We start from the raw sequence: 26,298 nt of genomic DNA on the forward strand, positions 1-26,298 counted from the left end.
CGGATTAACCATGATCAAGAAGCTGATTGGTGCCGTGGCCTTGATGCTCACGTGTACCGCCACTTTCGCCGCCGAGGGCGGCTACCCGCTGGACAAGGCCCCGTACCGCGTCAACGACATGGCGTCGCTGCAGAACGGAGCCAAGCTGTTCGTCAACTACTGCCTGAACTGCCATAGCGCGTCCTCGATGCGCTACAACAAGCTCAAGGACATCGGGCTGACCGACCAGCAAATCAAGGAAAGCCTGCTGTTCACCGGCGACAAGGTCGGCGACATGATGACCGTCGCCATGACCGCCAAGGACGCGAAGCAGTGGTTTGGCACGACGCCCCCGGACCTGTCCGTGATCGCCCGCGCCAAGTCCGTGAACGCCGGCCCTTCCGGATCCGACTACATCTACACCTACCTGCGCACGTTCTACCGCGACACCTCGCGCGCCACCGGCTGGAACAACCTGGTGTTCCCGTCCGTCGGCATGCCGCACGCCCTCTGGGAAGTGCAGGGTCCGCGCGAACTCACCACCGTCGCCATGCACGAGGTCGAAGGCAAGGAAGGCGCCCCCAAGACCTGGGAACGCGTCACCACGGTGTACGATGCACAGGGTTTTTCCACGGTCAAGGCCGAACCGGTAGCCAACTACCAGGGCCATGCCACCTTCGATGCCAAGTTCAAGGCCGCCAACCCGGCCCAAGTCGCAACATACGACAACGACGTCGCCGACCTGACCGCGTTCATGTCCTGGATGGCCGAACCCGTCCAGACATTCCGCGTCCGTCTCGGCGTCGGCGTCATGTTGTTCCTGCTGCTGTTCTTCCTGGTTACCTGGCGCCTCAATGCCTCGTACTGGAAACACGTACGCTAACCGCAACGCCCCGCCAGGTTTTACGCCGTCCCCCGCTGTAATTAGGGACGGACAAGGCGGATAGGGCAGTACGCCTATCCCGCCTGGCAATTGGGGCCAGCGCCTGCTAGATTAAGGCGCTGGCCTTTCGTTTTTCAATAAAGGACTTACCGCCATGATGGTGCTCTATTCCGGAACCACGTGTCCGTTTTCGCAACGCTGCCGCTTCGTGTTGTTCGAAAAAGGCATGGATTTCGAGATCCGCGACATCGACCTGTACAACAAGCCCGAAGACATCGCGGTGATGAACCCGTACGGTCAAGTGCCCATTCTGGTCGAGCGCGACCTGGTCCTGTACGAGTCGAACATCATCAACGAGTACATCGACGAACGCTTCCCGCATCCGCAGCTCATGCCCGCCGATCCGGTCATGCGCGCCCGCACCCGCCTGTTCCTCTACAATTTCGAAAAGGAACTGTTCGTCCACGTCTCGACGCTCGAAGACCGCAGCGCCAAGCCCGACGAAAAGAAGCTGGCCAACGCTCGCCAGAACATCCGCGACCGCCTGGCCCAGCTCGCCCCCATGCTGCTGAAGAACAAGTACATGCTGGGCGAAGAGTTCTCCATGCTGGACGTGGCCGTGGCCCCGCTGCTCTGGCGCCTGGACCACTACGGCATCGAACTGCCGAAGAACGCCGCCCCGCTGCAGAAATACGCCGAACGCATCTTCTCGCGCCCGGCCTATATCGAAGCGCTGACGCCTTCGGAAAAAGTGATGCGTCGCTAAGGTTGTTTTGTAATGGGTGAAACTTCGACCAAACCATATCTGATCCGCGCGCTGCATGAATGGTGCACCGACAACGGCTACACGCCGTACATCACCGTGCAGGTCGACGAGCACACCATGGTGCCCGTCGCCCACGTGCGCGACGGGCAGATCACACTGAACGTCGGCACGCTGGCCACCAACCGCCTGGTGCTGGGCAATGAATTCATCGAATTCCAGGCCCGCTTCAGCGGCGTGACCGAAAACGTCTACGTACCCGTAGGCGCCGTCAGCGCCATCTACGCGCGCGAAACCGGCGCAGGCATGGGCTTCGAAGTGCAGCCCTACGAACCGCCGGAAGCCGGCGCCCAGGGCGCCGCGGCCCCCGCTGCACCCGAAGGCTCCGACGCCGTCGCCGCCTCCGGCGACGATGGCGGCGACGACGACGAACCCAAGCGCCCGCGCCTGACCATCGTCAAGTAACGCCCTGGCGGGCGGCCCACGCGGGGACTGCGTTTTTTCATTACAATGCGGTCCCTGCGCGTGCCCCCGCACGCATCGCCGGTGTAGCTCAGTTGGTAGAGCAGCTCACTTGTAATGAGAAGGTCGAGGGTTCGATTCCTTTCACCGGCACCAATGTTTCCAAGCGCTTGGCCCAGCCGCGAGGTTGGGCTTTTGCTTTTCCGGGCGATGCCGAGCCAGCCATATGCGCCCGGCGGCAACGACAAGTCGCAGTCCTGGACTCGTCCGGTTCTTACCCGCACCAGACGGGAATCCCTGCCATCCCTGCTGCTACGCGACGATACAATCATGTCGGCTCTATGGCTCCAGGAGGCTCGGCCGCATGCGTACAAACCATCTTCCAGGGGCAGGGCAAAAACGCTTCTGGCAAAAAAAATGGCCCCGAGAAGCCTTGTTCAACGGCCCGCCCATTATTGTCGCCGGTTCGGCCGCAGTAAAAAGCTGGCGTGATCCCCAATTCGATCAATGGATGTTCGGGCTTGCCACGGCCGCCTGCGTCTGGCTGGTCTTGTCGGCCATAGTCCGGATTGTGATCGCTCGCGCCGAAGACCAGAAAGATGGCCCGGATGTCGTCCATGAAGGGCTCTATGCAGCGGTGTCAGCAGTGCATACCCTGCTTTCCGAATGGTGCATCAAACGCCGATGCGGCGCTGACATTCGAGCCACCTTCCATCGAGTCGTTCCGCCCATTCATGAGCCGCAGGAGATCGAGCAGATCGTCAACTATGCCGGCGCCAATGGCGAAGGCGTTGGCCGGACGTTCTCCATCCATACCGGCATAACCGGCAGAGCCATCCGAAGCAAGAAGCCGCTGGTAATGTCCAGTCAGGATGGGACGGAGGAGCAACTTCGTACCGAACTGGTGCGCGAATGGGGATACACGGAAGCGGAAGCCCGCAAACTGGGTCCCGGCCGCTACTCGGCAATGGCCGTGCCCGTTCTGGACCGATCTGGACAGCATCCCATTGGCGTGATCTACTTTGATTCAAGTGACCGTGCGCTCTTCGAACGCGACGATGTTGTGGAGATTGTCGGTGCTGGCGCCAAGGCCATTAGCGACTTTGTCACGAAAAGGTATTGATATGAACCTTGCCACCAAGAAGTCGTCCGAGACTTTCGTCAAAGAGTCCAAGCTCATTTCGAAACCGGGTGCAGTCATCAAAGTTCGCGAACTGACGCTTACCGAATTCGGAATGCGGGCAATTACGAGCGGAAGCGCCGGCATCAGGCAAGGGGCGCTCGAGGACGCCGGTCCGCCATCGCCGCTAAAGCAGCGGGTTCCCACCTGAATTCAAAAAGGACGTCCGTGGACTTCCTTTTTTACGCGCGATAGATCTCCCGGCGCAGTCGCATCTGTCCGCCTACGTATCGGCCACCACGTCAAGTTGATAATTATCATTCGCATTTGAACGCAAAGCACAAAGACTGCGGGTTGGATACCAACCGGAGGGCTTTGCGGCATGCATACTCAACACTCACATCAGGAACTGCCCGTTTCACGCAGCCGGCGCGCCTTGCTGGCGGCGGCGGCCTTGGCGGCGCTGCCGGCCGTGCGCGCGCGCGCCGCGGCCGCTACGGACCGGCTGGTGCTGGCCGGGCCGCCGATCACGGTGTCGTTCCCCTTGATCCACATGGTCGAGTCCGGCGCGCTGGCCGAAGAGGGCGTGACGCCCAAGTTCGCGCTCTGGACCAATCCCGATCAGATGCGCGCCTGGGCAGTGGAAGGCGGCGCCGACTTCATCGCCTCGCCCACCAACGTGGCCGCCAACCTGTACAACCGCGGCGTGCCGCTGCGGCTGTTGAACGTGTCCGTGTGGGGAATATTGTGGCTGGTCACGCGCAATGGCGAAGCGGGCTCGCTGGCCGACTTCCGCGGCCAGGAAATCGCCGTGCCGTTTCGCGGCGACATGCCCGATATCCTCTTCGGCGTGCTGGCGCGCGCGCAAGGGCTGGACCCGCAGAAGGACTTCTCGCTGCGTTACGTCACCACCCCATTCGATGCGGTCCAGCTGCTGGTCCTGCGCCGCGTGAGCCACGCGGTGCTGCCCGAGCCCGCCGTGTCCATGGCGCTGCGCAAGACGCAGTCCCTGCCCGTGTCCGCCGTGGCGCCCAAACTGCATCGCGGCCTGGACCTATCCGCGGAATGGGGCAGGGTCTTGAAACGCGAACCGCGCATTCCCCAGGCTGGACTCGCGGCGTTGGGCAAGGCGCTGGGCAATGCCGCACTGTGCGAACGGGTGCGCCGGCAATACGCCGCATCGCAGGCCTGGTGCCTCGAAAACCCCGAGGCCTGCGGCGAACTGGTCGCCAAGCATATCCGCATGCTGACCCCGCAGGCCGTGGCCGACGCCTTGAAGGCCTCGCGCGACAAGCCCATGGCCGCGGCCAGCGTGCGCGCCGAACTGGAGTATTTCTTCCAGCGCGTGCATGAAGTCCAGCCCGGCTTGATCGGCGGCAAGCTGCCCGCCGCGGATTTCTACGGCTGAGGCGGCTCAGAACACGCGGCGCAGCGTCAGCCCCACTTCGTTCTGGGCGTAGCTGTAGGCCCAGTCCGGATTGCTGCGATTGATGCTGCGCCGCAGCCGCAACTCCGGCGTCATGCCGCCTATCTTCCAGCCCTCGGCGCCCAGCGTCACCAGATAGACCTGCAACCGGTCGCCTCGGCGTCCCCCCAGGAATCCGTCGTAGGCGTCATTACGGCCGATGCGGAAAATGCTTTGCGCATTCAGGTAGAAACCGGGCTTGCCCCTGAAAGCATGAAAGACGCCGGCGCGCAGCACCAGTTCCTTGCCGCTGGCCGGCTTGAGCGCAAATGCCTTGCGCACCACGTCCACGCCGGCGGTGATCGAGGTCGAAGCCCTCGGCAGGTAACTGACCGACAACCCGGCCTGGTATTGGCTGTAGTCGCTGTTGATGAACCGCGCCCGCGCGCGATAACGAAAGCGGCGCGCGTCCAGCAGAACGCTCATCTGCCATTTTCTTGCGAGGCTGCGACGCCACTCCCATTGCAGCCCGCCGGCCAGATAGTAGGTGTAGCCGTCGCGGAAATAGTGCTCCACATAGGGCAGCAGGCTGACGTTGTTGCGCGCGTCGAGGTACTGGTAGCCCAGATACAGCACCGAGGTGGCGCTGCTGTAGTTGCGGACCAGCGAACTGGCGTCCGCGTCGCCGCGGCGGTAATAGGTTCCGTAGCTGATCGGCCGCAACAGCAGGTTGTGGTTGCCGGCCAGATTGTCGCGGCGCTCCAGCACAAGCTCATAGTTCACCAGGCTGGAACCGATGGGGTCCGGCATCTTGCGGTCATTGAGGCACAGGCTCAGGAACCGGCTCAAGCAGGTGCGGGCACCGTTGGCCTGATTGATGTTGCTGTCGTAACCCGTGCCGACCGCCACGCCGCCATGCCAGCCGGCGCGGGCGCCCAGCGCGGACAGGTACTGCTGCGTCTGCATGCGGCCGTAGTCGGGCAGCATGCCGCGCTGCACCTGCTCGAACATGGCGCGCGCCTCGGCATCGCGATTGTCTTCGAACAGCAGCCGCGCCAGTTCCAGGCGGATGCGGGCGTCCTCGGGATCGGCGGCGTGCGCGGCCTGCAGCCGGCGTACCGCCAATGCGATGGCGCCAGCCTGGCGGGCCAGCAGCCCTTCGGCCATATCGACCAGCGCCGGACGATGGTCGCGCAACAGCCGATAACGGCCGACGAATTCGACCAGCCGTTCCCACTGGCCGGTATTCAAGGCGATATAGATGGCGGGTTCCAGATCCTGCAGGTTCGTCTGCACTTCGTAGATCTTGCCTTCGTGCACCACCGCGCCGGGCGGCGCAACGGGCTCGCCGAATTGCCGCACGCGCTGCTCGGTCGCGCGGCGTGTCCGTTCGAGCAGGTAGCGGGTATCGTCGTCGCTGGCATACGCAGCGGGCAGGCAGGTCAACAGCAGGCACAGCGCGGCGCCGCGGCGAAAAATCATGGGCATGGGGTATCGGGCCGGGGAAGGAATGAGTACGAAGTTCAGCAGGCCCTTTATGCGCCGCCGCAACCGACGGTTTCCGGTGCGGCGGCGCGAGGCCCGTGCTCGTCCTCCTGTTGCTTCAGTTGTGGGCCTGGGGTTTAACGGCGCGAACCCCCGAACGCGACGTGGTCGGCGGCGGTCTGGCCCTTGTAGATGCCGGCCAGCGCCTCCGCGTTGTTGTAGAAGCGGCCTTCGATCGCGCCACCCTTGGTGAACTTGCCGTTGGAGGCAATGGTGGTGCCGGCGAAGTCGACACGGTCGCGGCCCCGTGCGATGGCGCCATCGATCGTGCCACGGCCGCCGCTGTAGTTGGCGGTGAGCACACCCTTGTACAGCTTGGGCGCGTACGGCATGTTGTCGCCCACGCCGGTCTGACGGATGCCGGTCACGTCATACTTGGCGGCGACCAGCGTCGGCATGCGGGTAACGGCGTTGTCGCCCGCGTACCATACGGTGCGGCTGCCGCTGGTCATGTTCAGGTCGGTGCTGTTGCCCGCGTTGAGATAGGGAACGGACCTGGACCATTCGCCGAAGTACACGCCGTTGCCCTTGGAGGTGCCCTTGACCTGGCCTACGACCAGGCCGCCGAATTGCGGCCAGAACGGCAAGTAAGGGGTCATCACCTGGCGGATGCTGTAGACATTGGCCGCGCTATCGCGGGTGCTGTGCCAAACCTGAGCGATTCTGAGGAACGTCAGCACCGGGAAGTTCACATAGTATGGACCGGACTTGTTGGGAACTGAATTGTTTCTGACGATGGTGACTGGCCCTCCGTGGACATCGATATAGGAGGAGAACCAGCCATCCGTGCGCTTCATGCTCAGCCCGGTATAGCCCAAGGTGGTGATGAACAGCGGGAAGTTGGAGTAGCCGACTGCGACCATCGTATTGTTCGACGAGCCGCCCTGCACGTTGGCCGCTTGCGCGTGCATCGCCGACGAGGCGGCCACGGCCAGGACGGCGGTGGCGATAAGGGTTTTCTTCATGATGATTCTCCATAGAGAGGAGTGGGAAGGCGCCGGTTTTCATGAACACCGGCAAAAACGCTTTCAATAGCGCAGCGCCACCTCCAGCCGCACGATGCGGCCCGGTCCTGGGGCGGCGACTTTGGTCAGCGGATCGAGGTAGTACAGATCGGTCAGGTTTTCCACGCTCAGCCGCGCACTGGCCCGGCGGCTGAAGTTGTATTCGGCGTACAGGTCGAACAACATCACCGGGTCCCAGTAGTAGGGCCGCGCGTTCAACACGCCGCCAGCTCGCGTGCTAATTCGCTCCAACGGCTTATTGTCGGCACGACTGTGGTAGCGCATCCGCATGCCCAGGTTCAGCTTGCGTTCCAGCAGGCGCGTGCCCAAGTCCAGGTTGATCGAATATCGGGGCTGCAGAGCGTAGTAGGACAGGCTTGCGGGAAAGCCGCCGGGCAGGCATTCGGGATAGCTGTTGTGGCTGGGTTCGAGCTGAACGGCAAAGTCGGCATCGCATATGTCTTGCCGCAGACGCAGGGTCGCCCCCAGATTGCCGTAGAAACGCCCGCTGTCGAAACGGCTCAGGAATTCCAGTCCGCTCATGGTCTTGCGGTCGAACTGGATGACGTTCATGTTTTCCGTGCGGCCGTAAAAGTCGCGGATGCTGTTGTAGTAGTAGGTCAGCTTGACATCGGCCTGCGGCACGCCTTGCAGCAGCCCGCCCAGGTTATAGGCGAGGCCGGCTTCCCAGGCCCGGCTGCGCTCGGGCTTGGTCGTAACCGGGAACTCGCCCCACAAGCCCCTGCGGTTGGCGGCCTCCAGGATGCTGGGAAAGCGCGCCGTGCTGGCCAGCCGTCCGTATACGCGGGCGCGCTCGGCCAACTGGTATGAGGCCACGATTTGCGACGACCAGGCGCGACCGCGCTGCTTGTCCGGGCGCCGCCACTGGTCGGCGGGCATGGTGCTGGCGAACCTGGTAGCCAGATTCCTCACCGCCTCGTACTTCGGGTATGTACCGCCCTGGGCAACCGCGGTTGCATCCAGATCGACCAGGCCGTTGTAGTAGGGATTTTCGTTGCGGTCGGCCTTGCCGTTCCTGACGGTGACCGGCATATCGATGGCCCAGTACATCGGACCCTCGTCTGCATCACCAATTGCCATACCGCGATTCTTACCCACTATGCCATGCGAGGCCCGGTAAGCGTCCCATTCGTCGTAGGAGTCCACACCTTCTTCGGCTCGCTGCTCTCTGGCCAGTTCTTCGTCAGTGGCCAGCCGATGGTATTGGACGAGCTGACTGGTGATGACCTGAGTGCTGCCCCAGCCATCACGCTTTTCGGACCGACGCTTATCGGTTTCGTCATCGAAGCTCCAGTAGCTGCCGTAACGTACACCGGTGCTGATGCGCAGCTTCTCGGTAGCCTGCCAGTCCAGACTCATGCCGGTTCCGTACTCCTCGCGCCGGCCCGAGGCCGGGCCCAACGCCGTCGACGCGACGGCGGCCACCATGACGCCGCCAGTATCCACCGGCAGGTAGTCGGTCTTGCGCTCGTATTGCCAGTCGGCCGCCAGCGTCAGCGCCACGCTGTCGCTGAGCTGGAAGCGATTGCTCAAATCCAGCCCGGTACGAGTCGAGCGGGTGTCGTGCCGGTTACCGATGAAGATGTTGAAAAGGCCGTTGGTGTTGGGCGGCTTGGCACCCGGCTCGGCCGGATCCTTCAGGTCACCCTCGAGCAGACGCCTGCAGTGTTGACTGTTGCGATCAGGCGCACAATCTTGCGTCCATCTATCCCAGTTGCGGTCATTGCCACGGACCCGATACGTGACATCGCCGTTCTGGTAGCGCGTGCTGTCGTTGACCGCCCGCCACAATGACACGTTCAAATCCAACCAGCGCACGCCGTTGGGCTTGACTGCATAACCGAGTCGGTAAACGGACTGATTGACGTGCGAGACGGGAAAGGGATAGTGAAATTTGGAAGTCGAGAGATCGAGGTTGTATCCATCCACCATGTTCATCCACACTTCCGACGTGAACGCCGGCAGCTCACCGAACGTCAACCGGTTGCGGGTGTAAGCAAGGCTGATCTTCTGACCGTGAGGCAGATACCATTGGTTCTTGGCCAGGAAACTTTCGACCGACGAACTGGTATAGGGCACTTCAGTAGCCGGGCCGTACAGCCGGGCCAAGTTGGGATACAGGTTCTGCGGCAGGAAGGTGCCGGGAGGCACCGGTCTGGAACGGTATTTGTCTGCCCCCCTGGTACCCGCAAAATAGTTGCCGCGGCGGGCATCGCTATAAGCCAGCATCAGGTCGAATACCTCGTGCCGGTATGCGCCGCTGACGAAGACCTTGCGGTCTTGCAGATTGAAGCGCGTGGTACTGCCGCGTTCGTGTCTTTCCACTCGCGGCTTCATGAAACTCACCCCTACATCCTTCGACACGGGCACGGAGGCGAAAGCCCCGGGAACATCGCGATAATCCATGCCAACGATATCGAAGGGATCAGACGTATCCTTGACCGATCCGCTGGCGGTGCTGGCCTTGAATTCCAGGCCCCAGTCGCGCCCTTCGGGAATGATGTCCTTGGCTTCGATGGTGCGGATCGCCACCGAGCCGCCGATGCCGCTCTTGATGTCGCGGGTCAGGGACGGGCCTTTTTCCACTGTGATGCTGCGGAACAGGTTGGGGTCCACGTAGTTGCGATTGTTGATGCCGCGCAGCGCCATCCAGACGTCCAGCGACTGCTCGGTGCCGTCCACCGTGACGGGGATGCGGCCGTTGCCGGCCAGGCCGCGTATGTTCGGGAACAACGCCGAGCCGTTGCGGTTGTCGGTGTTGTAGACGCCGTTCATGCCGGCGAACACGTCGCCTACCGAGACGCCCTGATAGCGCTCCATGTACTGGCGGTCCACGTACAGATTCGAGACGTCCTTGTCGTAGACGTCGTCGTGCCCGGTTTCGTCCTCGGTGCGATCGCCCTTGACCACCACTTCCTGCAGCTCGTGCACGTTCTTGTTCTTGCCCGAGTCTGGCTGCGCCTTCGGCTTTTCCTCCGGATGGGCGGGCGCCGGCAGCGCGTGGACGCTGGTTGCGCCCAGCGCGGCAAGCAGCAAGCTCAAGGTCCTGGCGGTGAATCGATGTGGTACGTGCATGGGCCCCCCGGGCTTTCCTGTTTACGGTGATGGGTAGGGAAGAGCCGCGTGACCCGTTGTGCGTAGGGCTGCGTGGCGAGGCCATTGTGCGAACGCAGCATCGGTAACGATAATGATAATTATCAAGATTGAAAATTCGACGAAGCGGCGCATCGGGTTCGCGAGCCGGGCCGCCCGTTGATGACAATTGTCATTACGGCCGGGCTTCCGGGCCGCAGATACTCGCGGATCGAATTCGCGGCCTTCAAGGGAGTGACTTTCCATGCCGGATCTACCGATGCGCCACGCGCGGGTCAGCCATGCGCCGCTTGCTTGACGCGTGCGGCGCGGTGCTGGCGTATCTCTGGAGCGGCTGGGGCGCCATCGCCAGCCTGCTGCTGTTCTGCGCCCTGTGGGAACTGGCGGCGCGGCATTACGGCGCGCTGATCCTGCCGGGGCCGGCCGAGACCATGATGAAGCTGGCGGCCATGACGGCCGCGGGCGAGGCCGTGCCGGAGCTGGCCATATCGGCGCGCCGGGGCCTGGCGGGGCTGGGAGGCGCGGTGCTGGCGGGCAGCGTGCTCGGCATGCTGGCGGGCCGTTCGCTGACGGCGGCGATGGTGTCGCGCCCGCTGGCCACGCTGCTGCTGGGCATGCCGCCCATCGCCTGGCTGGTGCTGGCCATGCTGTGGTTCGGCGTGGGCGATGCGACGCCGGTGTTCACCGTGTTCATCGCCTGCCTGCCCATCGTGTTCGCCGGCGCCATGCAGGGCGCGCGCACGCTGGACAACCAGCTCATGGACGTGGCGCGGGTTTACCGCCTGCCGTGGTGGGCGGTGCTGGCCGACGTGCAGTTGCCGCACGTGGCCTCGTATCTGCTGCCGGCCTGGATCACGGCGCTGGGCACTTCCTGGAAAGTGGTGATGATGGCCGAACTGCTGGCGGCGGCCGACGGCACCGGCGCGGCGCTGGGCGCGGCCCGTGGGCAGCTCGACAGCACGGCCGCCATGGCCTGGGTCGTGGCCGTGCTGGGGCTGCTGCTGACGACCGAATACCTGTTGCTGGAACCCTTCAAGCGCATGGCCGAACGCTGGCGCAGCCTCGATCCATGAGCGCGCTGCACATCCGCGAACTGTCGCAGCGCTACGGGCTGTCCGAGGTCCTGGAAGGGATCGCGCTGGATCTGCGCGCGGGCGAGACGCTGGCGCTGATGGGGCCGTCGGGCTGCGGCAAGAGCACCTTGCTGCATATCGTCGCCGGACTGCTGGCGCCTTCCGAAGGCATGGTGCATATCGGGTTCCGGGGCATAGGCTGCATGTTCCAGCAGCCGCGGCTCATGCCGTGGAAGAACGTGGTCGGCAATATCGGCATGGGGTTGAAGGCGCTGGGCCTGCCCGCCGCGGCGCGGCGGCAGCGCGCCATCGAATGGGCCGGCCGCCTCGGGCTGGCCGAAGAGGACCTGCGCAAGTATCCGCACGAGTTGTCCGGCGGCATGCAAAGCCGCGTGGCGCTGGGCCGCGCGCTGGCGCTGGCGCCCGACCTGCTGTTGCTCGACGAGCCTTTCTCGGCCCTGGATATCGGTCTGAAACTCGAGTTCTACGCCATGCTGCGCCGGCAGGTCGAGCACAGCGGCACCGCCGTGCTGATGATTACGCACGACCTGATGGAGGCCGTTCGGCTGGCCGACCGCATCATCATGATGGCGCCGGGGCCCGGACGTATCCAGGACGAGTTCACCCTCGGCCTGCCGCAGTCGCGGCGCGATGAAGCCTGGATCTACCAGACGGCGGCGCAGCTCATCCAGACCCCGGCCATGCGCGCCGGCTTCGGCCTGCCGGACGCGTCGCCGCAGGCGTCGGACCTTGCAACCGGGAGCGCGCGCGCATGAACCTGCGGCATCCTCTGTTCAGCTGCGGCTTTCGGCCGTTCTTCGTACTGACCACCGCGAGCGCGGTGCTGTTCCTGGCGATCTGGCTGCTGGCGCTGCAGTCCGCGCTGCCCGGGCTGGACGGCTGGCGGCCGCCCGGCGGCGTCTTGCTCTGGCATGGCCATGAACTGCTGTACGGATTCGGCATGGCGGCGGTAGCGGGGTTTCTGTTGACGGCGGTGCCGGAGTTCACGGGCGCCGCGCCGCCGCGGCCCGGCGTGCTGGCGGCGCTGGCCGGGCTGTGGCTGGCGGCGCGGGTGGCCTACGCGGCCGCGCAATGGCTGCCCGGCGGCAGCGGCGTGGTGCTGGCGGGCGTCTGCAATCTGGCGTTCGTGCTGGCGCTGCTGCTGCGGCTGGCGCCGGCGCTGTGGCGCGATCCGGCGCGCAGCCACCTGGGCTTCGCCTGGGCGCTGGGCGCGCTGGGCGCGGCGCAGGCGGGCTATTTCACGGCCCTGCTGCGGCAGGCGGACGCGCTGGCCTGGCTGCACGTGGGCGTGGACCTGATGATGATTCTGATCGTGCTGGCCGGCAGCCGCGTATCCATGAACGTGGTCAACGGCTATATCGAAGCGGGCCGCCCCGGCGCGCCGCCGCCCGGGCTGGCCGGCTACGTGGCGCGTCCGCCGCGCAGGCATCTGGCGGTGTTCTGCATCGCGGCCTGCAGCGTGGCGCAATGGCTGCTGGGCGGCGGGCCGGTGACCGGCTGGACCGCGCTGGCGGCGGCGGCAGCCATGCTCAACCTGCTCAACGACTGGCATATCGGCAAGGCGCTTTTCACGCGCTGGGCGCTGATGCTGTATGCCAGCTACTGGCTGGTCGCGCTGGGCTACGGCGCGATGGGGCTGGCGTGGCTGACCGGACTGGCGCCGGCGTCGTCGGGACGCCATGTGTTGATGGCCGGCGCGATGGGCTTGTCCATCTTCACCATCATGAGCCTGGCCGGACGCATACACGCGGGACGCTGGCTGGATCGCCGTCCCTGGGTGCCCGTGGCCGCCGCCGTGCTGGCGCTGGCCGCCCTGCTGCGCGCCGCGGCCGGCCTGCCGGCGCTGGGCGCGTGGGCGTCATGGCTGCTGCTGGGCGCCGGCCTGGGCTGGACCGGCGTGTTCGCGGCCTATCTGCGGCACGCGTGGCCAGTGCTGTGCGGGCCGCGGACCGACGGGCAGCAGGGCTGCGCCGAACCGCTGGGCAAGCAGCGCAGCCCGATGTCGCGCCACGGGACGCGCTGCTGAAGCGCGGGCCTCAGTGCAGCGAGCAGCAACGAAACAGCGCGCTGTCCTGCGCGGCCACGCTGTGGCGGCTGGCGAACTTCGGCCCCGGCGGCGGCAGGCGCGCATGGCGGCACATCGCGTCGACGTCGAGCAGCACCAGTTCGCGATTGCGTCCGCCGATCAGCCCGGCGCGCCGGAACGCGCCCAGCGTGCGCGACAGATTTTCGGGCGTCATGTTGAGCTGGCGCGCCAGCACGGCGTGGCTGGCCGGCAGCGTGATCCATGCGCTGCCGTGTTCGCGGTACAGGTCCAGCAGATAGGTGACCAGGCGCTGCGTGGCGTTGGTGATGGTCAGCAGATCGATGCGGTTGATGGCGTGCACCACGTGGCTGGAGACGATCTGCAGCAGCGTATAGGCGAAGGCCGGCGAATGGCGCGCCATGTCGAGCAGCGGCTCGCGGTCCAGGCGGTAGAGCACGGTGCGCGCGCTGGCCTGCGCGGACAGCGGATAGTCGCGGTTGTCTGAGAACATGACGGTGGCGGCGACCAGGCAGCCGCCTTCCAGCGTCTGCACGACTTTCTCGTCGCCGTTGTAGCTGGGCAGGTACATGATGAGGCCGCCGCGCTCGATCCAGAAGAAGTGTTCCGCGGCCTCGCCCATATGGAACAAGTGCTGTTTGGGTGATAGCACCATGCGCCGCGCGCTCGAGGCGAGCGCCTCCAGGGTGCTCCGGTTGGCCTGCTTGAACGCCGGGAAGCTTAGCAGTGCCTTGTTCAGGAATGAGGAATGCATGGGGGTTCCTGTAGCGAGTAGTAGCACCTCGTCGGCACGCGCCTTATATTAATAAGAACGGTTATCAATCGCAATGATGTAAAAGTACCTTGCATCGTCCGGCCCGTTTTGCATTCTTTCCATTTTTTGTGCATAATTCGGCCCCTCTACCTGTTCCCCGATAGCTCAGTCGGTAGAGCGACGGACTGTTAATCCGCAGGTCGCTGGTTCGAGCCCAGCTCGGGGAGCCAAAGAATGCAGTACTGAAAGGCCCGCAATTCGTTGCGGGCCTTTTGCATTTGGACGAACGCCGCGCAACCGATAGCATGAGGGTTCCACCGCCTCGCCGGAGCCTTCATGCCCGCCTCCCAGACTGCTTCCCTTCTCACCGACTCCACCCTGGAATCGCTGCGCGCCCGGACGCCGGGCCTGCGAAGCACCGTGCACTTCAACCATGCGGGCGCATCGCTGCCTTCGACCGGCACGCTGGAGGCCATCCACGCGCATCTGCAGCGCGAAGCCACGATGGGACCGATGGAGGCCGGCGTGGCCGCGCGCGAACAGACCGAGCGCGCCCGCCTGCTGGCGGCGCGTCTGCTCAATGCGCAGCCGGACGAGATCGCGCTGACCGGCGGCAATTCGCCCGGTTGGAGCGCGGCCTTCGCCGCGCTGCCACCCTGGCGGCCCGGCGACCGCATCCTGGTCGGCCGCCACGAATGGGGCGGCAATCTGGCGGCCATGCGCCTGGCCGCGCAGCGCACGGGCGCCATCGTGGAGACCATTCCTTCCGACGAAAGCGGCTGCGTGGACCCGCAGGCGCTGGAGGCCATGCTGGACGAGCGGGTACGCCTGATCGCGCTGACCTGGCTGCCCGCCAACGGCGGCCTCATCAACCCGGCCGCCGCCATCGGACTGGTGGCGCGGCGCCACGGCATCGCCTACTTCGTGGACGCGGCCCAGGCCGTCGGCCAGTTGCCGGTAGACGTGGCGGAGATCGGCTGCGACGTGCTGTCCGGCGCGGGGCGCAAAGCCTTGCGCGGCCCGCGCGGCACCGGCCTGTTGTACGTGCGGCGGGACTTTCTGGACAAGCTGATCCCGGCCTGCGTCGACACGCATTCGGCGCCGCTGGGCGCCGACGGCCAGCCGGTGCTGCGCCAGGACGCGGCGCGCCTGGAATCCGCCGAGAACTCGCTGGCGCTGCGCTGCGGCCTGGCCAACGCCTTGCAGGAAGCGCTGGATATCGGCGTGGACGCGATCCGCATGCGCATCGACGCGGCGGCCGAGACGCTGCGCGCCCAACTGGAGGACATCGCCGGAATCACGGTGCTGGACCAGGGCCGCGAGCGCTCGGGGCTGGTGTCGTTCAATATGGCGGGGCGCGACGCCGTATCGGTGCAGCGCGCCCTGGCCGGACGCGGCGTGACCATCGGCAGCAACGGCGTGCCCTACACGCCGCTGGACATGCAGGCCCGCGGCCTGACGCAGATCGCGCGGGCGTCGGTCAGCTACCTGACCAGCGGGGAGGAGATCGACCGGCTGCTGGAGGCGTTGCGCAGCATTTAGGACTCAATCCCGACCCAGTTTCTAGGACGCAATCCCGGCGCGGCGCGCGAAGGGCGACCATTTCGTGAACACGAGCAGGTTGCCCAGCATCACCAGGCCCAGGCCGAGCAGCGCCGTCGGCGTCCAGTGATAGCCTTCGGCGTAGGCCGACACGCTCAGCGCCACGACCGGAAACAGCACCGTGCAGTACGCGGCGCGCGCCGGCCCCATGCGCCCGACCAGCGTCAGGTAGGCGGTGAACCCGATCACCGAGCCGGGAATGGCCAGGTACAGCAGGGCGCCCACATACGAGGCCGAGCCGTCGAACTCGAAGGGCAGGCCGGCGGCCAGGCAGCCGGCCAGCAGAATGGCCGCGCCGTACAGCATGCTGTAGGCATTGCCGGTCAGCGGCCGGATGCCGGCGCGCTGCTGCAAAGACGACAGCATGTTGCCGGTGGAGAAGCAGAACGTGCCCAGCAGCGCGAAGCCCAGGCCCAGCAGGGTTTCATGGCTGGCCTCCTGGCCGGCCAGTTCCGGCCAGAACAGCAGCACCAGGCCGCAGCAGCCGAGCGCGCCGGCCACCATCACGCGCGGCGCGATGCGCGTGCCGAACCACAGGCGTGCGTTCAGCGCGTTCCACAGCGTGGCCGCGGAAAACACCACCGACACCAGGCCGCTGGGTATCCATTGCGTGGCGGTGTAGAAGCACAGGAAGTTCAGGCAGAACAGGCACAGCCCCTGGCCGACGCACAGCCAGTGGCCGCGACGGTCCAGCCGCTGCAGCTTGCGGGTCAGCAGCAGGGCGCCGAAGAGGATCAATCCGGCCAGCGCGAAGCGGTAGAAGATCGATACCGGTATGGCGACCACGCCCAGCTGCAACTTGATGGCGATCCAGGTGGTGCCCCAGATGACGACGGTGAGGAAATACAGGAACAGGTTCACGTTGAGGGCTTGCGGCAGAAACGGACGGCCAGTATGCGCGTCCGGGCGCGTTTTGGATTGCCGTTTCTTGCGGTTTTTTGGCGGTTCGCGCGCGCGCCGCACGCGAGATCGCAGTAGCATTTCAATCCTATGGCTCCCGTCGCATCGGCTCCGACCGACTTCTCCGTTTTCCGCACGCTGTCGCGCTCCACCGCGAGGCTGGCGCGCGCCGTGACGCTGGGCGAGGGCATGGCGATCTCGCAATGGTCGCGCAGCGCCTGCGAGACCATGGGCTACGACGCGCCGGGCCACCACACGCTGTCGCTCTACCTGCGCGGCGGCGACAAGTCCTTCCGCCTGGGCCACGATGCGCTGCACGGCGGCGCCGGCAAGTTCTGTGTGCTGCCGGCCGAGCATTACTCGCGCTGGAGCATGAACGATCCGGTGCATTTCCTGCACCTGTACATCGCGCCCGAACGCCTGGCGCGCGAGGCGGTGCTGCGGCTGGACCGCGAGCCGCGCACGCTGGAGCTGCGCGACCGCACCTATATCCAGGACGCGTCGCTGATCGACGTCTGCCGGCAGCTGCTGGGCACCGACTGGAACCAGCCGGCCGACCGCCTGGCGGCCAGCAGCGCCGCCGAGACCGTGCTGCACCACCTGCTCGACCAGGGCGTGGCGCGCAAGGCCGGCGCGCCGGCCCGGGGCGGCCTGGCGCCCGCCGTGCGCCGCCGGGTCATGGACTACGTCGAGGCCCATCTGGCCGAACCGCTCACGCTGGACCAGCTGGCCGGCGTGGCCGCGCTGTCGACCTATCACTTCGCCCGCATGTTCCATGCCTCTTTCGGCGAACCGCCGCACGCCTGGGTGCGGGCCAGGCGCATCGCGCGCGCACGCGGGCTGCTGGCGGCCGGCAAGGGCGACCTGGCCGGCATCGCCCAGGCCTGCGGTTTCGGCAATGCCAGCCACCTGGCGCGCGTCTTCCGCGACGCGGTCGGGGCCACGCCCGGCCAGTACCGCAGCGCCCACAGGACGGCGCACTAGTTCCGGCCCTGTTTCCGCGGCCGCGCGGTCTACAATGGGGGACCGCCCGTAGGGCCTGACCGCGCCTGCCCCGACGCGATGCCGTCTTCGACCTCTCGCGACCCTGAATCCGCCGATCCGAGCCGCCTGCGCGCGCACTGGCTGGCCGAACTCGTCCGCCTGCGCGAAGCGCACTGGGGCCCGCTGGAAGACGCCGACGCAGTGCGCCGCGTGCGCCAGCTGGACGCCGGCCTGCCGGCCCGCATCCTGGCCCGCGCGGCGCTGCTGGCGCAACGCGAGCAGCTCGTCCCGCTGGTCGATGCCTGGCGGCGCAGCGCGCTGGCCATCCTGGCCGCGCTGTTCGCGCTGGCCGCGGTTTCCGGCGCCGCCGCCGCGCTCGGCGCGCTGGGAGACGGCACGCGCCCGGTCAACGTGCTGTGGGCGCTGGGCGCCTTGCTCGGCCTGCACGCGCTGACCTTCCTGCTGTGGCTGGCGAGTTTTCTGTTCAAGGCCTCCAGCGCGACCGGGCTGGGCCGACTGTGGCTGTGGGCCACGCGCAAGCTCGCCCGCGGCCCGGACGGCGCGCTGGTGCCGCAAGCCTTCCTGAACCTGCTGGCCCGCGCCGGCGCGCTGCGCGGCCTGTTCGGCGCCGTCAGCCACCTGCTGTGGCTGACCGCCCTGTGCGCGGCCCTGGCCGCGCTGCTGGCGGTGCTGTCCACCGCCAGCTACCGCTTCATCTGGGCCACCACGCTGCTGGCGCCCGACACCTTCGTGACGCTCACGCAGGCCGTGGGATGGCTGCCGGCGCAGCTCGGCTTTCCGCTGCCGGACGCCGCGGTGGTGCGCGCCAGCGACGGCGCCCAGGTCCTGCCCGCCGACGCGCAGGTGCAGTGGTCGGTCTGGCTGATCGGGGTGCTGGTGGTCTACGGCATCGTGCCGCGCCTGCTGGCCGGGACGCTGTGCGCGGCCGCCGCCCTGCGCGCGCTGCGCCGCCTGCGCATCGATCCCGCGCTGCCCGGATTCGCGGCGCTGCGCGACCGGCTGGAGCCGCCCGCCCTGTCCAGCGGCATCGACCGCCCGGTCGATCCGCTGCATGAGCCGCGGGTGCGCGCGGCCCCGCCGCCCGCCCTGGACGGCCGCCCCGTGATCCTGGGGCTGGAGCTGCCGCAGGACCTGCAATGGCCGCCCGCGGACGTGCCGGCGGCGGTGCAGCAGGCCGGCAACCTGGACACCCGCGAGGAGCGCAACCGCGTGCTGGATGCGCTGGCCAACACCGCCGCCACGCGCCTGCTGATCGCCTGCGACGCGCGCCAGACGCCCGACCGCGGCACGCTGTCGCTGATCGCGGAACTGGCCGCGCACGCGGCCCAGACCCGCGTCTGGCTGATCCCGCCAGCGGCGCAGGCCCCTGCCGCCAGCCGCGCGCCGCTGTGGCGCGAACGCCTGCTGGCGCTGGGTCTGCCGGCCCAGGCCGTCGTGCAGTCGTCGGCCGCGCCCTATGCCTGGCTGGAGTCCGGCGATGGTTGACGCCCTCATCAAGATCGCGCTGGTCGGCCACACCAACACCGGCAAGACCTCGCTGCTGCGCACGCTGACGCGCGACACCGGCTTCGGCGAGGTCGCCGACAGCCCCGGCACCACGCGCCACGTCGAAGGCGCCCGCCTGCGCCTGGAAGGGCGCGCGGTGCTGGAATGGTTCGACACCCCGGGCATGGAAGACAGCATCTCGCTGCTGGAGTACCTGGAACGGCTGGACCGCCCCGGCGAACGCCTGGACGGCCCGGCGCGCATCCGCCGCTTTCTCGACACGCCCGAGGCGCATGGCCGCTACGAACAGGAAGCGCGGGTGCTGGCCAAGATGCTGGAGTGCGACGCCGCGCTGTACGTGATCGACGCGCGCGATCCGGTTCTCGGCAAGCACCGCGACGAGCTCGCCATCCTGGCCGCCTGCGGCCGGCCGCTGCTGCCGGTGCTGAATTTCGTCAACGCGCCGGCGCACCGCGCCGATGAATGGCGCGACGCCATGGCCCGCCTGGGGCTGCACGCGGTGGTGGAGTTCGATACCGTCGCCCCGCCGCTGGACGGCGAGCAACAGCTGTACGCCAAGCTCGGGGTGCTGCTGGACCGCCACGCCGGCGCGCTGGCGCAACTGGCCGACAGCCTGGCCGCGCAGCGCCGCGCGCGGCGCGCGGCCGCCTACGAAATGCTGGCCGACCTGCTGGTCGACGCGGCCGCGCTGCACCTGGCCAGCGCCAGCGACGAAGCGGCGCTGGCCGCCGCTTCCGAGCGCCTGCGCGCGCTGGTGCGCCAGCGCGAGCAGGCCAGCGTCGAAGCCCTGCTGGCGCTCTACAACTTCCGTCGTTCCGATTTTGCGGGCGATGCGCTGCCGCTGGCCGGCGAACGCTGGGGCATGGATCTGTTCCATCCGCAGGCCTTGAAAGACATGGGCGTACAGGTGGGCATGGGCGCGGCCGCCGGCGCGATGGCGGGCGCCGCGGTGGACCTGCTCAGCGCCGGCCTGAGCCTGGGCACCGGCATGCTGATCGGGGCCGCCGCCGGCGGCCTGTGGCAGGGCGTGGAAAAACTGGGCAAGCGCATGGCCGGCAAGCTGCGCGGCTGGCGCGAACTGAGCGTGGACGACGCCGTGCTGCGCCTGCTGGCGCTGCGCCAGCGGCAGTTGATCGAAGCGCTGGAGCGCCGCGGGCACGCCGCGCGCGAACCGCTGCAACTGGACCGCCCGGATGACGAGGCCTGGCGCAAGGGCCCGCTGCCCGAAGCGCTGAAAGAAGCGCGCAGCCGGCCCGAGTGGTCGGCGCTGGGCGAACACTACGAAGACAGCGAACGGCGCAAGCGCATCGTCGGCGAATTGGCGAAAACCCTGGCTTCGCAGCCGCCGCTCCCCGCCTGACCCGCAGGGCCGCGGCACGCACCATTCAAGGCCGGCGGCAAGCGCGTACTAACCCCAATCCAAACCGATTGACGCTTAAACGAATGCGTCTATAAGATTCGTTTTGCATCGGCGGGTCCGTCCCCGTCATGATAATCACAAGGGGTTGGATCGATCGTGAATTCGAAGTCCCACGCAGTGATTCCCGGCCGCGCCATCACCGGCCCGCGCGCGCTTCGCGCTGCATCCCGTTCGACCCCGCTCCGCCTTTCGTCGTAAGCAGCAACGCCATGCCCCGCCCCGATGGGGCCAGGGGCCTATCACTTCTGTCGCGCTATCCGCGCATCACACGGAGCATGAGGGCTATGCGTACTTTTCCCCACCTGAAGCAAGCGGCGCTGGCTGCGGCCGTCGCGGCATCGCTGGCGTTCAGCGCCAGCGCCGTCGCCGCCAAGACCTTCCATTGGTCGTACCAGGGCGACGCCACTTCCATGGACCCGATGGCCCTGAACGAAACGTTCACGCTGGGCTTCCAGGGCAATATCTACGAAACGCTGGCCGGCTACGACGGCAACCTGAAACTGACCCCGCTGCTGGCCGAAAGCTGGGAAAACCCGGAGCCCACGAAGTGGGTGTTCAAGCTGCGCAAGGGCGTGAAGTTCCATGACGGCTCGCCGTTCACGGCAGACGACGTGATCTTCTCGTGGAAGCGCAGCCTGACCCCCGGTTCGGACATGAAGGGCTACGGCGCCAAGGCGTCCGACATCAAGAAGATCGACGACTACACCATCGAGGTCATCACCCCGACGCCCAACCCGATCCTGCCGCGCGAGTGGGTGTTCCTGTACATCATGAGCAAGTCGTGGTCGGAGAAGAACAAGACCACCGAGGCCACCAACGTCAAGGGCGACAACCAGGGCAACTACGCCAACCTGCACGCCAACGGCACCGGCCCCTTCATGCTGGCCGAACGCCAGCCCGACGTGAAGACGGTGCTCAAGCGCTTCGACGGCTACTGGAACAAGAACATCAAGACCAACGTGGACGAAGTCATCTTCCAGCCGATCACGCAGGAAGCGACGCGCGTGGCCGCGCTGATCTCGGGCGAGATGGACCTGGTGCAGCCGGTGCCGGTGCAGGACTGGAAGCGCCTGGAAGACGCCAAGGGCGTCAAGCCGCTGACCGCGCCCGAAGCCCGCGCCATCTTCATCGGCATGGACCAGGACCGCGACGAGCTGCTGTTCTCGGACGTCAAGGGCAAGAACCCGTTCAAGGACCCCAAGGTCCGCGAAGCGGTGGTGCTGGCCGTGGACACCAAGGCCATCAACGAGAAGATCATGCGCGGCGCGGCCAAGCCGCTGGGCTCGCTCATCGCCACGGCGATCAACGGCTATGATGAATCCTTCGGCGCGCCCTACAAGCCGGACCCCGAACGCGCCAAGAAGCTGCTGGCCGAGGCCGGGTATCCCAAGGGCTTCACCGTCACCATGGACTGCCCGAACGACCGCTACGTCAACGACGAAAAGGTCTGCCAGGCGGTGGCCGGCATGCTGGCGCGCGTGGGCATCAAGATCAATCTGCTGGCGCAGACCAAGTCCAAGTACTTCGGCAAGATCCTGCTGCAGGCCGGCAATCAGACCAGCATGTACATGCTGGGCTGGACGCCAAGCTCGACCGACGCGCACAACACGCTGCTGAACCTGACTTCGTGCCGCGACGCCAAGACGGCCGCGGGGCAGTTCAACCTGGGCGGCTACTGCAACAAGAAGGTCGACGAACTCACCGCCAAGATCGGCGTCGAGACCGACCAGGCCAAGCGCAACGCGATGATCAAGGAAGCCTTCGGCATCGTGCGCAGCGACTTCGGCTATCTGCCGCTGCACCAGCAGCCCATGTCCTGGGGCGTGAAGGACAACATCCAGGTCGTGCAGCGCGCCGACGACGTGCTCGACCTGCGCGACGTCGTGATGCCCTGACGGCTTGACGCAAAGGCCCGGTCGGCGCGCGCCGCCCGGGCGCGCCCGGCCCAGCCCCGCTTTGCGCAAGCAGCGAAACGCGGCCCGGCGTTATCCGAACCAGAGGGGCACTCCTAATGCTTTCCTTTATTGCGCAACGGCTTATCCAGTCGGTGCTGGTGATGTTGACGGTGGCGCTGATCGCGTTCGCCATGTTCCGCTACGTGGGCGATCCCATCGCCAGCATGGTCGGCCAGGACACGACGCCCGAACAACGGGCGCAGCTGCGCGAGCAGCTGGGCCTGGACGATCCTTTCGTGGTGCAGTACGCGCATTTCGTGGCCGACGCCGTGCGCGGCGATTTCGGCATCTCTTACCGCCATCGCCGCCCCGTCAGCGAACTGCTCGAAGAACGCATGCCGGCCACGCTGGAACTGTCTTTCGTTTCCGCGGTCATGGCGCTAGTGCTGGGCATCCCGATGGGAATCTACACCGCGCTCAAGCGCCACGGCGTGCTGTCCAAGGCCTTCATGGCGATATCGCTGGCCGGCATCTCGCTGCCCACCTTTTTGATCGGCATATTGCTCATCCTGTTCTTCGGCGTGCAGCTGCGCTGGCTGCCCAGCTTCGGCCGCGGCGACGTGGTGAGCCTGGGATGGTGGACCACGGGCTTTCTGACCAAGTCGGGCTGGCAGGCGCTGATCATGCCGGCCATCACGCTGGCGCTGTTCCAGATGACGCTGATCATGCGCCTGGTGCGCGCCGAGATGCTGGAGGTGCTGCGCGCCGACTTCATCAAGTTCGCGCGCGCCCGCGGCCTGCCCGAACGGCTGATCAATTTCCGCCACGCGCTCAAGAACACCATGGTGCCGGTCATCACGATCACGGGGCTGCAGCTGGGCTCCATCATCGCCTTCGCCATCATCACGGAAACCGTGTTCCAGTGGCCCGGCATGGGGCTGCTGTTCATCCAGGCCATCAGCATGGTGGACATCCCCGTGATGGCGGCCTACCTGGTGCTGATCGCCTTCATGTTCGTGGTCATCAACCTGATCGTCGACCTGCTGTACTTCGCCGTCGACCCGCGCCTGCGCGTGCAGAGAAAATAAAGGAATCAGCATGATCGCCCGCATCGCCCCTTTTTTTTCGCGCGCCGCCGACAGCGACCTGTGGCACAGCTTCAAGCGCACGCCCGGCGCCATCATCGCCGCCATCGTCACGCTGGCCATCCTGCTGGGCGCGCTGTTCGCGCCCATCGTCGCGCCGCACAACCCCTTCGACCTGGCTTCCCTGAGCATCATGGACGCCAACACCCCGCCGTCCTGGGAAGAGGGCGGCAGCCCGGATTTCCTGCTCGGCACCGACGACCAGGGCCGCGACATCCTGTCGGCCGTGCTGTACGGCTCGCGCGTGTCGCTGCTGGTGGGCTTCGCTTCGGTGCTGTTCTCGATGGTGCTGGGCGTGACGCTGGGCCTGATCAGCGGCTATGCCGGCGGCCGGGTCGACAGCTTCATCATGCGCATCGCCGACGTGCAGCTGTCGTTTCCCGCCATCCTGGTGGCGCTGCTGATCGACGGCGTGGCGCGCGGCCTGCTGCCGCGCGACCTGCATGACCAGCTCGCGCTGTACGTGCTGATCTTCGCCATCGGCATCTCCGGCTGGGTGCAGTATGCGCGCACGGTGCGCGGCTCCACGCTGGTCGAGCGCAACAAGGAATACGTGCAGGCGGCGCGCCTGATCGGCATCGGCCCGATCACCATCCTGCGCCGCCACATCCTGCCCAACGTCATGGGACCGGTGCTGGTCATCGCCACCATCCACCTGGCGATCGCCATCATCACCGAAGCCACGCTGTCGTTCCTGGGCGTGGGCGTGCCGCCGACCGCGCCGTCGCTGGGCACGCTGATCCGCATCGGCAACAGCTACCTGTTCTCGGGCATGTGGTGGATCTCGATCTTCCCCGGCATCGCGCTGGTGGCGCTGGTGCTGTCGGTCAACCTGCTGGGCGACTGGCTGCGCGACGCGCTCAACCCCAAGCTGCGCTGAGGACGCCATGGCCCTGTTGAACATCGAAGACATCCGCATCGAGTTCCCCAGCCGCCGCGGCACGCTGGTGGCGGTGGACGGCGTATCGCTGGCGCTGGAAAAAGGCGAAATCCTGGGCGTGGTGGGCGAATCCGGCGCCGGCAAATCGACCATCGGCAACGCCGTGATCGGGCTGCTGGAAGCGCCGGGACGGCTGGCCGGCGGCGAGGTGCTGCTCAACGGCGAACGCATCGACACCCTGAGCCCGGCGCAGCAGCGCCGCGTGCGCGGCCGCCGCATCGGCATGATCTTCCAGGACCCGCTGACTTCGCTGGACCCGTTGCAGACGGTGGAAAGCCAGCTGGTCGAAACCATGCAGGTGCACCTGAACCTGTCGCACGCCCAGGCGCAGAAACGCGCCGTGCAGCTGCTGGAACAGGTCGGCATCGACCAGCCCGAGCTGCGCGTCAAGCAATACCCGCACCAGTTCTCCGGCGGCATGCGCCAGCGCGTGGTGATCGCGCTGGCCCTGTGCTGCGAGCCCGAAGTCATCATCGCCGACGAACCCACCACCGCGCTGGACGTGTCGATCCAGGCGCAGATCCTGGAGCTGCTCAAGCGCCTGTGCCGCGAAGAGCAGGTGGGCATGATCATCATCACCCACGACATGGGCGTGATCGCGGACGTGACCGACCGCGTCGCGGTGCTGTACCACGGCAAGCTGGTCGAGCAGGGCCCCACCGCCAAGATCCTGGGCGACCCCGACCATCCCTACACGCGCAGCCTGATCTCGGCCGTGCCGCGCCCGGACATCAAGCTCAAGCGGTTTCCGCTGGTCACCTACATCGAGGACGTCAAGACGCCGTCGCAGCCGCTGGACCTGGCCACGCACTGGCTGGGGCAGCGGCGCGACTTCGGCGCGCGCACGGACGGCCCGCTGGTGCAGGTGCGCGACCTGAGCATGCGCTTCGTGCTCAAGAGCGCGTTCTTCAAGCGCAACCAGCGCACGCTGGACGCGGTCAAGCGCGTCAATTTTTCCATCGCCGAAGGCGAGGTGTTCGGCCTGGTGGGCGAATCGGGCTCGGGCAAATCCACCGTGGCGCGCCTGATTTCCGGGCTGTACACGCCCAGCGCGGGGTCGGTGAATTTCGGCGGCGTCGAACTGACCGCGCTCAAGGGGGAAAGGCAGCTTAACCCGTTCCGGCGGCAGATCCAGATGATCTTCCAGGACCCGTTCTCCTCGCTCAATCCGCGCATGCGCGTGCTGGACATCGTGGCCGAGCCGATCCGCTTCCACAAGCTGGCCGCCAGCGAGGCCGAGGCGCGCCGCATCGTGGCCGACCTGCTCGACGTGGTCGGCCTGGGCGGGCGCGCGGCCGAGCGCTTTCCGCACGAGTTCTCGGGCGGGCAGCGCCAGCGCATCTGCATCGCGCGCGCCCTGGCCACGCGCCCCCGCTTCCTGATCTGCGACGAGCCGACCTCGGCCCTGGACGTCTCGATCCAGGCGCAGATCCTCAACCTGCTCAAGGACCTGCAGGAAGAGCTGGGGCTGACCATGCTGTTCATCAGCCACGATCTGCCGGTGATCCGCCAGATGTGCGACCGCGTGGGCGTGATGCGCTACGGCGAACTGCTGGAAGTCGCCGCCACCGAAGACCTGTTCGAGCGGCCCCAGCATCCGTACAGCAAACATCTGCTGGGGCTCATGCCGCGCCTGCAGTCCATGTCCCGGGAGGGGCTGGACGTGGTGGCGGGTTGATGGGTGTCGCGCGCTCGATAACTGAGCTCTTGCTCAGGGG

22 protein-coding genes and 2 tRNA genes are annotated in these 26,298 nt (G+C 66.6%); 19 read left to right on the forward strand and 5 right to left on the reverse strand.

All coding sequences use genetic code 11. From position 1 onward, the window contains the following. Positions 1-10: 10 nt before the first annotated feature. The 7 genes from A6B37_RS15090 to A6B37_RS15120 all read left to right on the forward strand — a co-directional run bounded on the left by A6B37_RS15090 (position 11) and on the right by A6B37_RS15120 (position 4,615). Positions 11-862, forward strand: coding sequence for a cytochrome c1 (locus tag A6B37_RS15090; protein WP_111826201.1), 852 nt, complete (start codon positions 11-13; stop codon positions 860-862). Between the two features lie 154 nt (positions 863-1,016). After that, positions 1,017-1,628, forward strand: coding sequence for a glutathione S-transferase N-terminal domain-containing protein (locus A6B37_RS15095; RefSeq protein ID WP_006216817.1), 612 nt, complete (start codon positions 1,017-1,019; stop codon positions 1,626-1,628). Between the two features lie 12 nt (positions 1,629-1,640). Then, positions 1,641-2,090, forward strand: a complete 450-nt coding sequence (locus tag A6B37_RS15100) for a ClpXP protease specificity-enhancing factor (protein ID WP_102773009.1) — start codon at positions 1,641-1,643, stop codon at positions 2,088-2,090. Between the two features lie 77 nt (positions 2,091-2,167). Next, positions 2,168-2,243: transfer RNA gene (locus A6B37_RS15105), tRNA-Thr, on the forward strand. Between the two features lie 208 nt (positions 2,244-2,451). Then, on the forward strand, positions 2,452-3,210 hold the full coding sequence (locus A6B37_RS15110) for a GAF domain-containing protein (RefSeq protein WP_246842477.1): 759 nt from the start codon (positions 2,452-2,454) through the stop codon (positions 3,208-3,210). Position 3,211: 1 nt separating this feature from the next. After that, positions 3,212-3,418, forward strand: coding sequence for a sulfatase (locus A6B37_RS15115; protein WP_111826202.1), 207 nt, complete (start codon positions 3,212-3,214; stop codon positions 3,416-3,418). A 171-nt stretch (positions 3,419-3,589) separates the two neighbouring features. Next, positions 3,590-4,615 carry an ABC transporter substrate-binding protein gene (locus tag A6B37_RS15120; protein WP_111826203.1) on the forward strand — a complete coding sequence of 342 codons (1,026 nt, stop codon included), beginning with the start codon at positions 3,590-3,592 and terminating at the stop codon, positions 4,613-4,615. A 6-nt stretch (positions 4,616-4,621) separates the two neighbouring features. On the opposite strand, the gene A6B37_RS15125 is transcribed toward A6B37_RS15120, so the two are convergent. The 3 genes from A6B37_RS15125 to A6B37_RS15135 form a co-directional block, all read right to left on the reverse strand. Further along, the gene (locus tag A6B37_RS15125) at positions 4,622-6,100 is read right to left on the reverse strand and encodes a porin family protein (RefSeq protein ID WP_111826204.1); all 1,479 of its coding nucleotides are present in this window, start codon (positions 6,098-6,100) and stop codon (positions 4,622-4,624) included. 134 nt (positions 6,101-6,234) lie between these two features. Then, positions 6,235-7,122, reverse strand: coding sequence for a Slam-dependent surface lipoprotein (locus A6B37_RS15130; protein ID WP_111826205.1), 888 nt, complete (start codon positions 7,120-7,122; stop codon positions 6,235-6,237). Positions 7,123-7,185: 63 nt separating this feature from the next. Further along, entirely contained in the window at positions 7,186-10,218 is a 3,033-nt protein-coding gene (locus A6B37_RS15135) for a TonB-dependent receptor (RefSeq protein WP_210405799.1), read from the reverse strand. 338 nt (positions 10,219-10,556) lie between these two features. On the opposite strand from A6B37_RS15135, the gene A6B37_RS15140 reads away from it, so the two are divergent. The 3 genes from A6B37_RS15140 to A6B37_RS15150 are packed head-to-tail and all read left to right on the forward strand — an operon-like array spanning position 10,557 to position 13,395. Then, positions 10,557-11,348, forward strand: coding sequence for an ABC transporter permease subunit (locus A6B37_RS15140; RefSeq protein ID WP_111826207.1), 792 nt, complete (start codon positions 10,557-10,559; stop codon positions 11,346-11,348). Beyond that, positions 11,345-12,124, forward strand: a complete 780-nt coding sequence (locus A6B37_RS15145; protein ID WP_111826208.1) for an ATP-binding cassette domain-containing protein — start codon at positions 11,345-11,347, stop codon at positions 12,122-12,124. Before A6B37_RS15140 ends, A6B37_RS15145 begins: the two co-directional genes overlap by 4 nt. Continuing rightward, positions 12,121-13,395, forward strand: a complete 1,275-nt coding sequence (locus A6B37_RS15150) for an NnrS family protein (RefSeq protein WP_111826209.1) — start codon at positions 12,121-12,123, stop codon at positions 13,393-13,395. Before A6B37_RS15145 ends, A6B37_RS15150 begins: the two co-directional genes overlap by 4 nt. Positions 13,396-13,405: 10 nt before the next feature. Here the strand turns inward: A6B37_RS15150 and A6B37_RS15155 are convergent, their stop codons facing one another. Then, complete coding sequence (locus A6B37_RS15155; RefSeq protein WP_102773000.1) at positions 13,406-14,167, reverse strand: Crp/Fnr family transcriptional regulator; 762 nt, start codon at positions 14,165-14,167, stop codon at positions 13,406-13,408. A gap of 154 nt (positions 14,168-14,321) precedes the next feature. On the opposite strand from A6B37_RS15155, the gene A6B37_RS15160 reads away from it, so the two are divergent. Further along, a tRNA-Asn gene (locus A6B37_RS15160) sits at positions 14,322-14,397 on the forward strand. 106 nt (positions 14,398-14,503) lie between these two features. After that, positions 14,504-15,709, forward strand: a complete 1,206-nt coding sequence (locus A6B37_RS15165) for an aminotransferase class V-fold PLP-dependent enzyme (protein WP_111826210.1) — start codon at positions 14,504-14,506, stop codon at positions 15,707-15,709. 21 nt (positions 15,710-15,730) lie between these two features. Here A6B37_RS15165 and A6B37_RS15170 read toward each other — a convergent pair whose 3' ends face one another. Further along, a complete protein-coding gene (locus tag A6B37_RS15170) occupies positions 15,731-16,630 on the reverse strand; it encodes an EamA family transporter (RefSeq protein WP_102773514.1) in 900 nt (299 codons plus the stop codon). 129 nt (positions 16,631-16,759) lie between these two features. Here A6B37_RS15170 and A6B37_RS15175 point away from each other — a divergent pair, with 129 nt between their 5' ends. From A6B37_RS15175 to A6B37_RS15205, 7 genes are all read left to right on the forward strand, one after another. Continuing rightward, positions 16,760-17,653 (forward strand): helix-turn-helix domain-containing protein, encoded by an 894-nt coding sequence (locus tag A6B37_RS15175; protein ID WP_102772998.1) that lies wholly within the window; start codon positions 16,760-16,762, stop codon positions 17,651-17,653. A gap of 78 nt (positions 17,654-17,731) precedes the next feature. After that, complete coding sequence (locus A6B37_RS15180; RefSeq protein ID WP_111826211.1) at positions 17,732-19,159, forward strand: DUF2868 domain-containing protein; 1,428 nt, start codon at positions 17,732-17,734, stop codon at positions 19,157-19,159. Further along, entirely contained in the window at positions 19,152-20,540 is a 1,389-nt protein-coding gene (locus tag A6B37_RS15185; protein WP_111826212.1) for a GTPase/DUF3482 domain-containing protein, read from the forward strand. Before A6B37_RS15180 ends, A6B37_RS15185 begins: the two co-directional genes overlap by 8 nt. A gap of 344 nt (positions 20,541-20,884) precedes the next feature. Beyond that, positions 20,885-22,495: an ABC transporter substrate-binding protein gene (locus A6B37_RS15190; protein ID WP_102772995.1), complete on the forward strand. Its 1,611-nt coding sequence runs from the start codon at positions 20,885-20,887 to the stop codon at positions 22,493-22,495. Positions 22,496-22,611: 116 nt separating this feature from the next. After that, positions 22,612-23,583 (forward strand): ABC transporter permease, encoded by a 972-nt coding sequence (locus A6B37_RS15195; protein ID WP_102772994.1) that lies wholly within the window; start codon positions 22,612-22,614, stop codon positions 23,581-23,583. 10 nt (positions 23,584-23,593) lie between these two features. Then, positions 23,594-24,520, forward strand: coding sequence for an ABC transporter permease (locus A6B37_RS15200; RefSeq protein WP_102772993.1), 927 nt, complete (start codon positions 23,594-23,596; stop codon positions 24,518-24,520). A 7-nt stretch (positions 24,521-24,527) separates the two neighbouring features. Continuing rightward, on the forward strand, positions 24,528-26,258 hold the full coding sequence (locus A6B37_RS15205) for an ABC transporter ATP-binding protein (RefSeq protein WP_102772992.1): 1,731 nt from the start codon (positions 24,528-24,530) through the stop codon (positions 26,256-26,258). Positions 26,259-26,298 lie beyond the last annotated feature (40 nt).

This window comes from Achromobacter sp. HZ01, from assembly GCF_003267925.1.
Taxonomy (GTDB): Bacteria; Pseudomonadota; Gammaproteobacteria; order Burkholderiales; family Burkholderiaceae_B; genus Achromobacter; species Achromobacter pulmonis_A.

Bases quoted from the DNA above. Each gene is read 5' to 3' on its own strand.
- A6B37_RS15150 (WP_111826209.1), top strand. From the start codon at position 12,121: ATGAACCTGCGGCATCCTCTGTTCAGCTGCGGCTTTCGGCCGTTCTTC.
- A6B37_RS15195 (WP_102772994.1), top strand. From the start codon at position 22,612: ATGCTTTCCTTTATTGCGCAACGGCTTATCCAGTCGGTGCTGGTGATG.
- A6B37_RS15200 (WP_102772993.1), top strand. From the start codon at position 23,594: ATGATCGCCCGCATCGCCCCTTTTTTTTCGCGCGCCGCCGACAGCGAC.
- A6B37_RS15205 (WP_102772992.1), top strand. From the start codon at position 24,528: ATGGCCCTGTTGAACATCGAAGACATCCGCATCGAGTTCCCCAGCCGC.
- A6B37_RS15185 (WP_111826212.1), top strand. From the start codon at position 19,152: ATGGTTGACGCCCTCATCAAGATCGCGCTGGTCGGCCACACCAACACC.
- A6B37_RS15140 (WP_111826207.1), top strand. From the start codon at position 10,557: ATGCGCCGCTTGCTTGACGCGTGCGGCGCGGTGCTGGCGTATCTCTGG.
- A6B37_RS15175 (WP_102772998.1), top strand. From the start codon at position 16,760: ATGGCTCCCGTCGCATCGGCTCCGACCGACTTCTCCGTTTTCCGCACG.
- A6B37_RS15145 (WP_111826208.1), top strand. From the start codon at position 11,345: ATGAGCGCGCTGCACATCCGCGAACTGTCGCAGCGCTACGGGCTGTCC.
- A6B37_RS15155 (WP_102773000.1), bottom strand. From the start codon at position 14,167: ATGCATTCCTCATTCCTGAACAAGGCACTGCTAAGCTTCCCGGCGTTC.
- A6B37_RS15120 (WP_111826203.1), top strand. From the start codon at position 3,590: ATGCATACTCAACACTCACATCAGGAACTGCCCGTTTCACGCAGCCGG.
- A6B37_RS15100 (WP_102773009.1), top strand. From the start codon at position 1,641: ATGGGTGAAACTTCGACCAAACCATATCTGATCCGCGCGCTGCATGAA.
- A6B37_RS15190 (WP_102772995.1), top strand. From the start codon at position 20,885: ATGCGTACTTTTCCCCACCTGAAGCAAGCGGCGCTGGCTGCGGCCGTC.
- A6B37_RS15165 (WP_111826210.1), top strand. From the start codon at position 14,504: ATGCCCGCCTCCCAGACTGCTTCCCTTCTCACCGACTCCACCCTGGAA.
- A6B37_RS15090 (WP_111826201.1), top strand. From the start codon at position 11: ATGATCAAGAAGCTGATTGGTGCCGTGGCCTTGATGCTCACGTGTACC.
- A6B37_RS15180 (WP_111826211.1), top strand. From the start codon at position 17,732: ATGCCGTCTTCGACCTCTCGCGACCCTGAATCCGCCGATCCGAGCCGC.
- A6B37_RS15130 (WP_111826205.1), bottom strand. From the start codon at position 7,122: ATGAAGAAAACCCTTATCGCCACCGCCGTCCTGGCCGTGGCCGCCTCG.
- A6B37_RS15115 (WP_111826202.1), top strand. From the start codon at position 3,212: ATGAACCTTGCCACCAAGAAGTCGTCCGAGACTTTCGTCAAAGAGTCC.
- A6B37_RS15110 (WP_246842477.1), top strand. From the start codon at position 2,452: ATGCGTACAAACCATCTTCCAGGGGCAGGGCAAAAACGCTTCTGGCAA.
- A6B37_RS15095 (WP_006216817.1), top strand. From the start codon at position 1,017: ATGATGGTGCTCTATTCCGGAACCACGTGTCCGTTTTCGCAACGCTGC.
- A6B37_RS15125 (WP_111826204.1), bottom strand. From the start codon at position 6,100: ATGCCCATGATTTTTCGCCGCGGCGCCGCGCTGTGCCTGCTGTTGACC.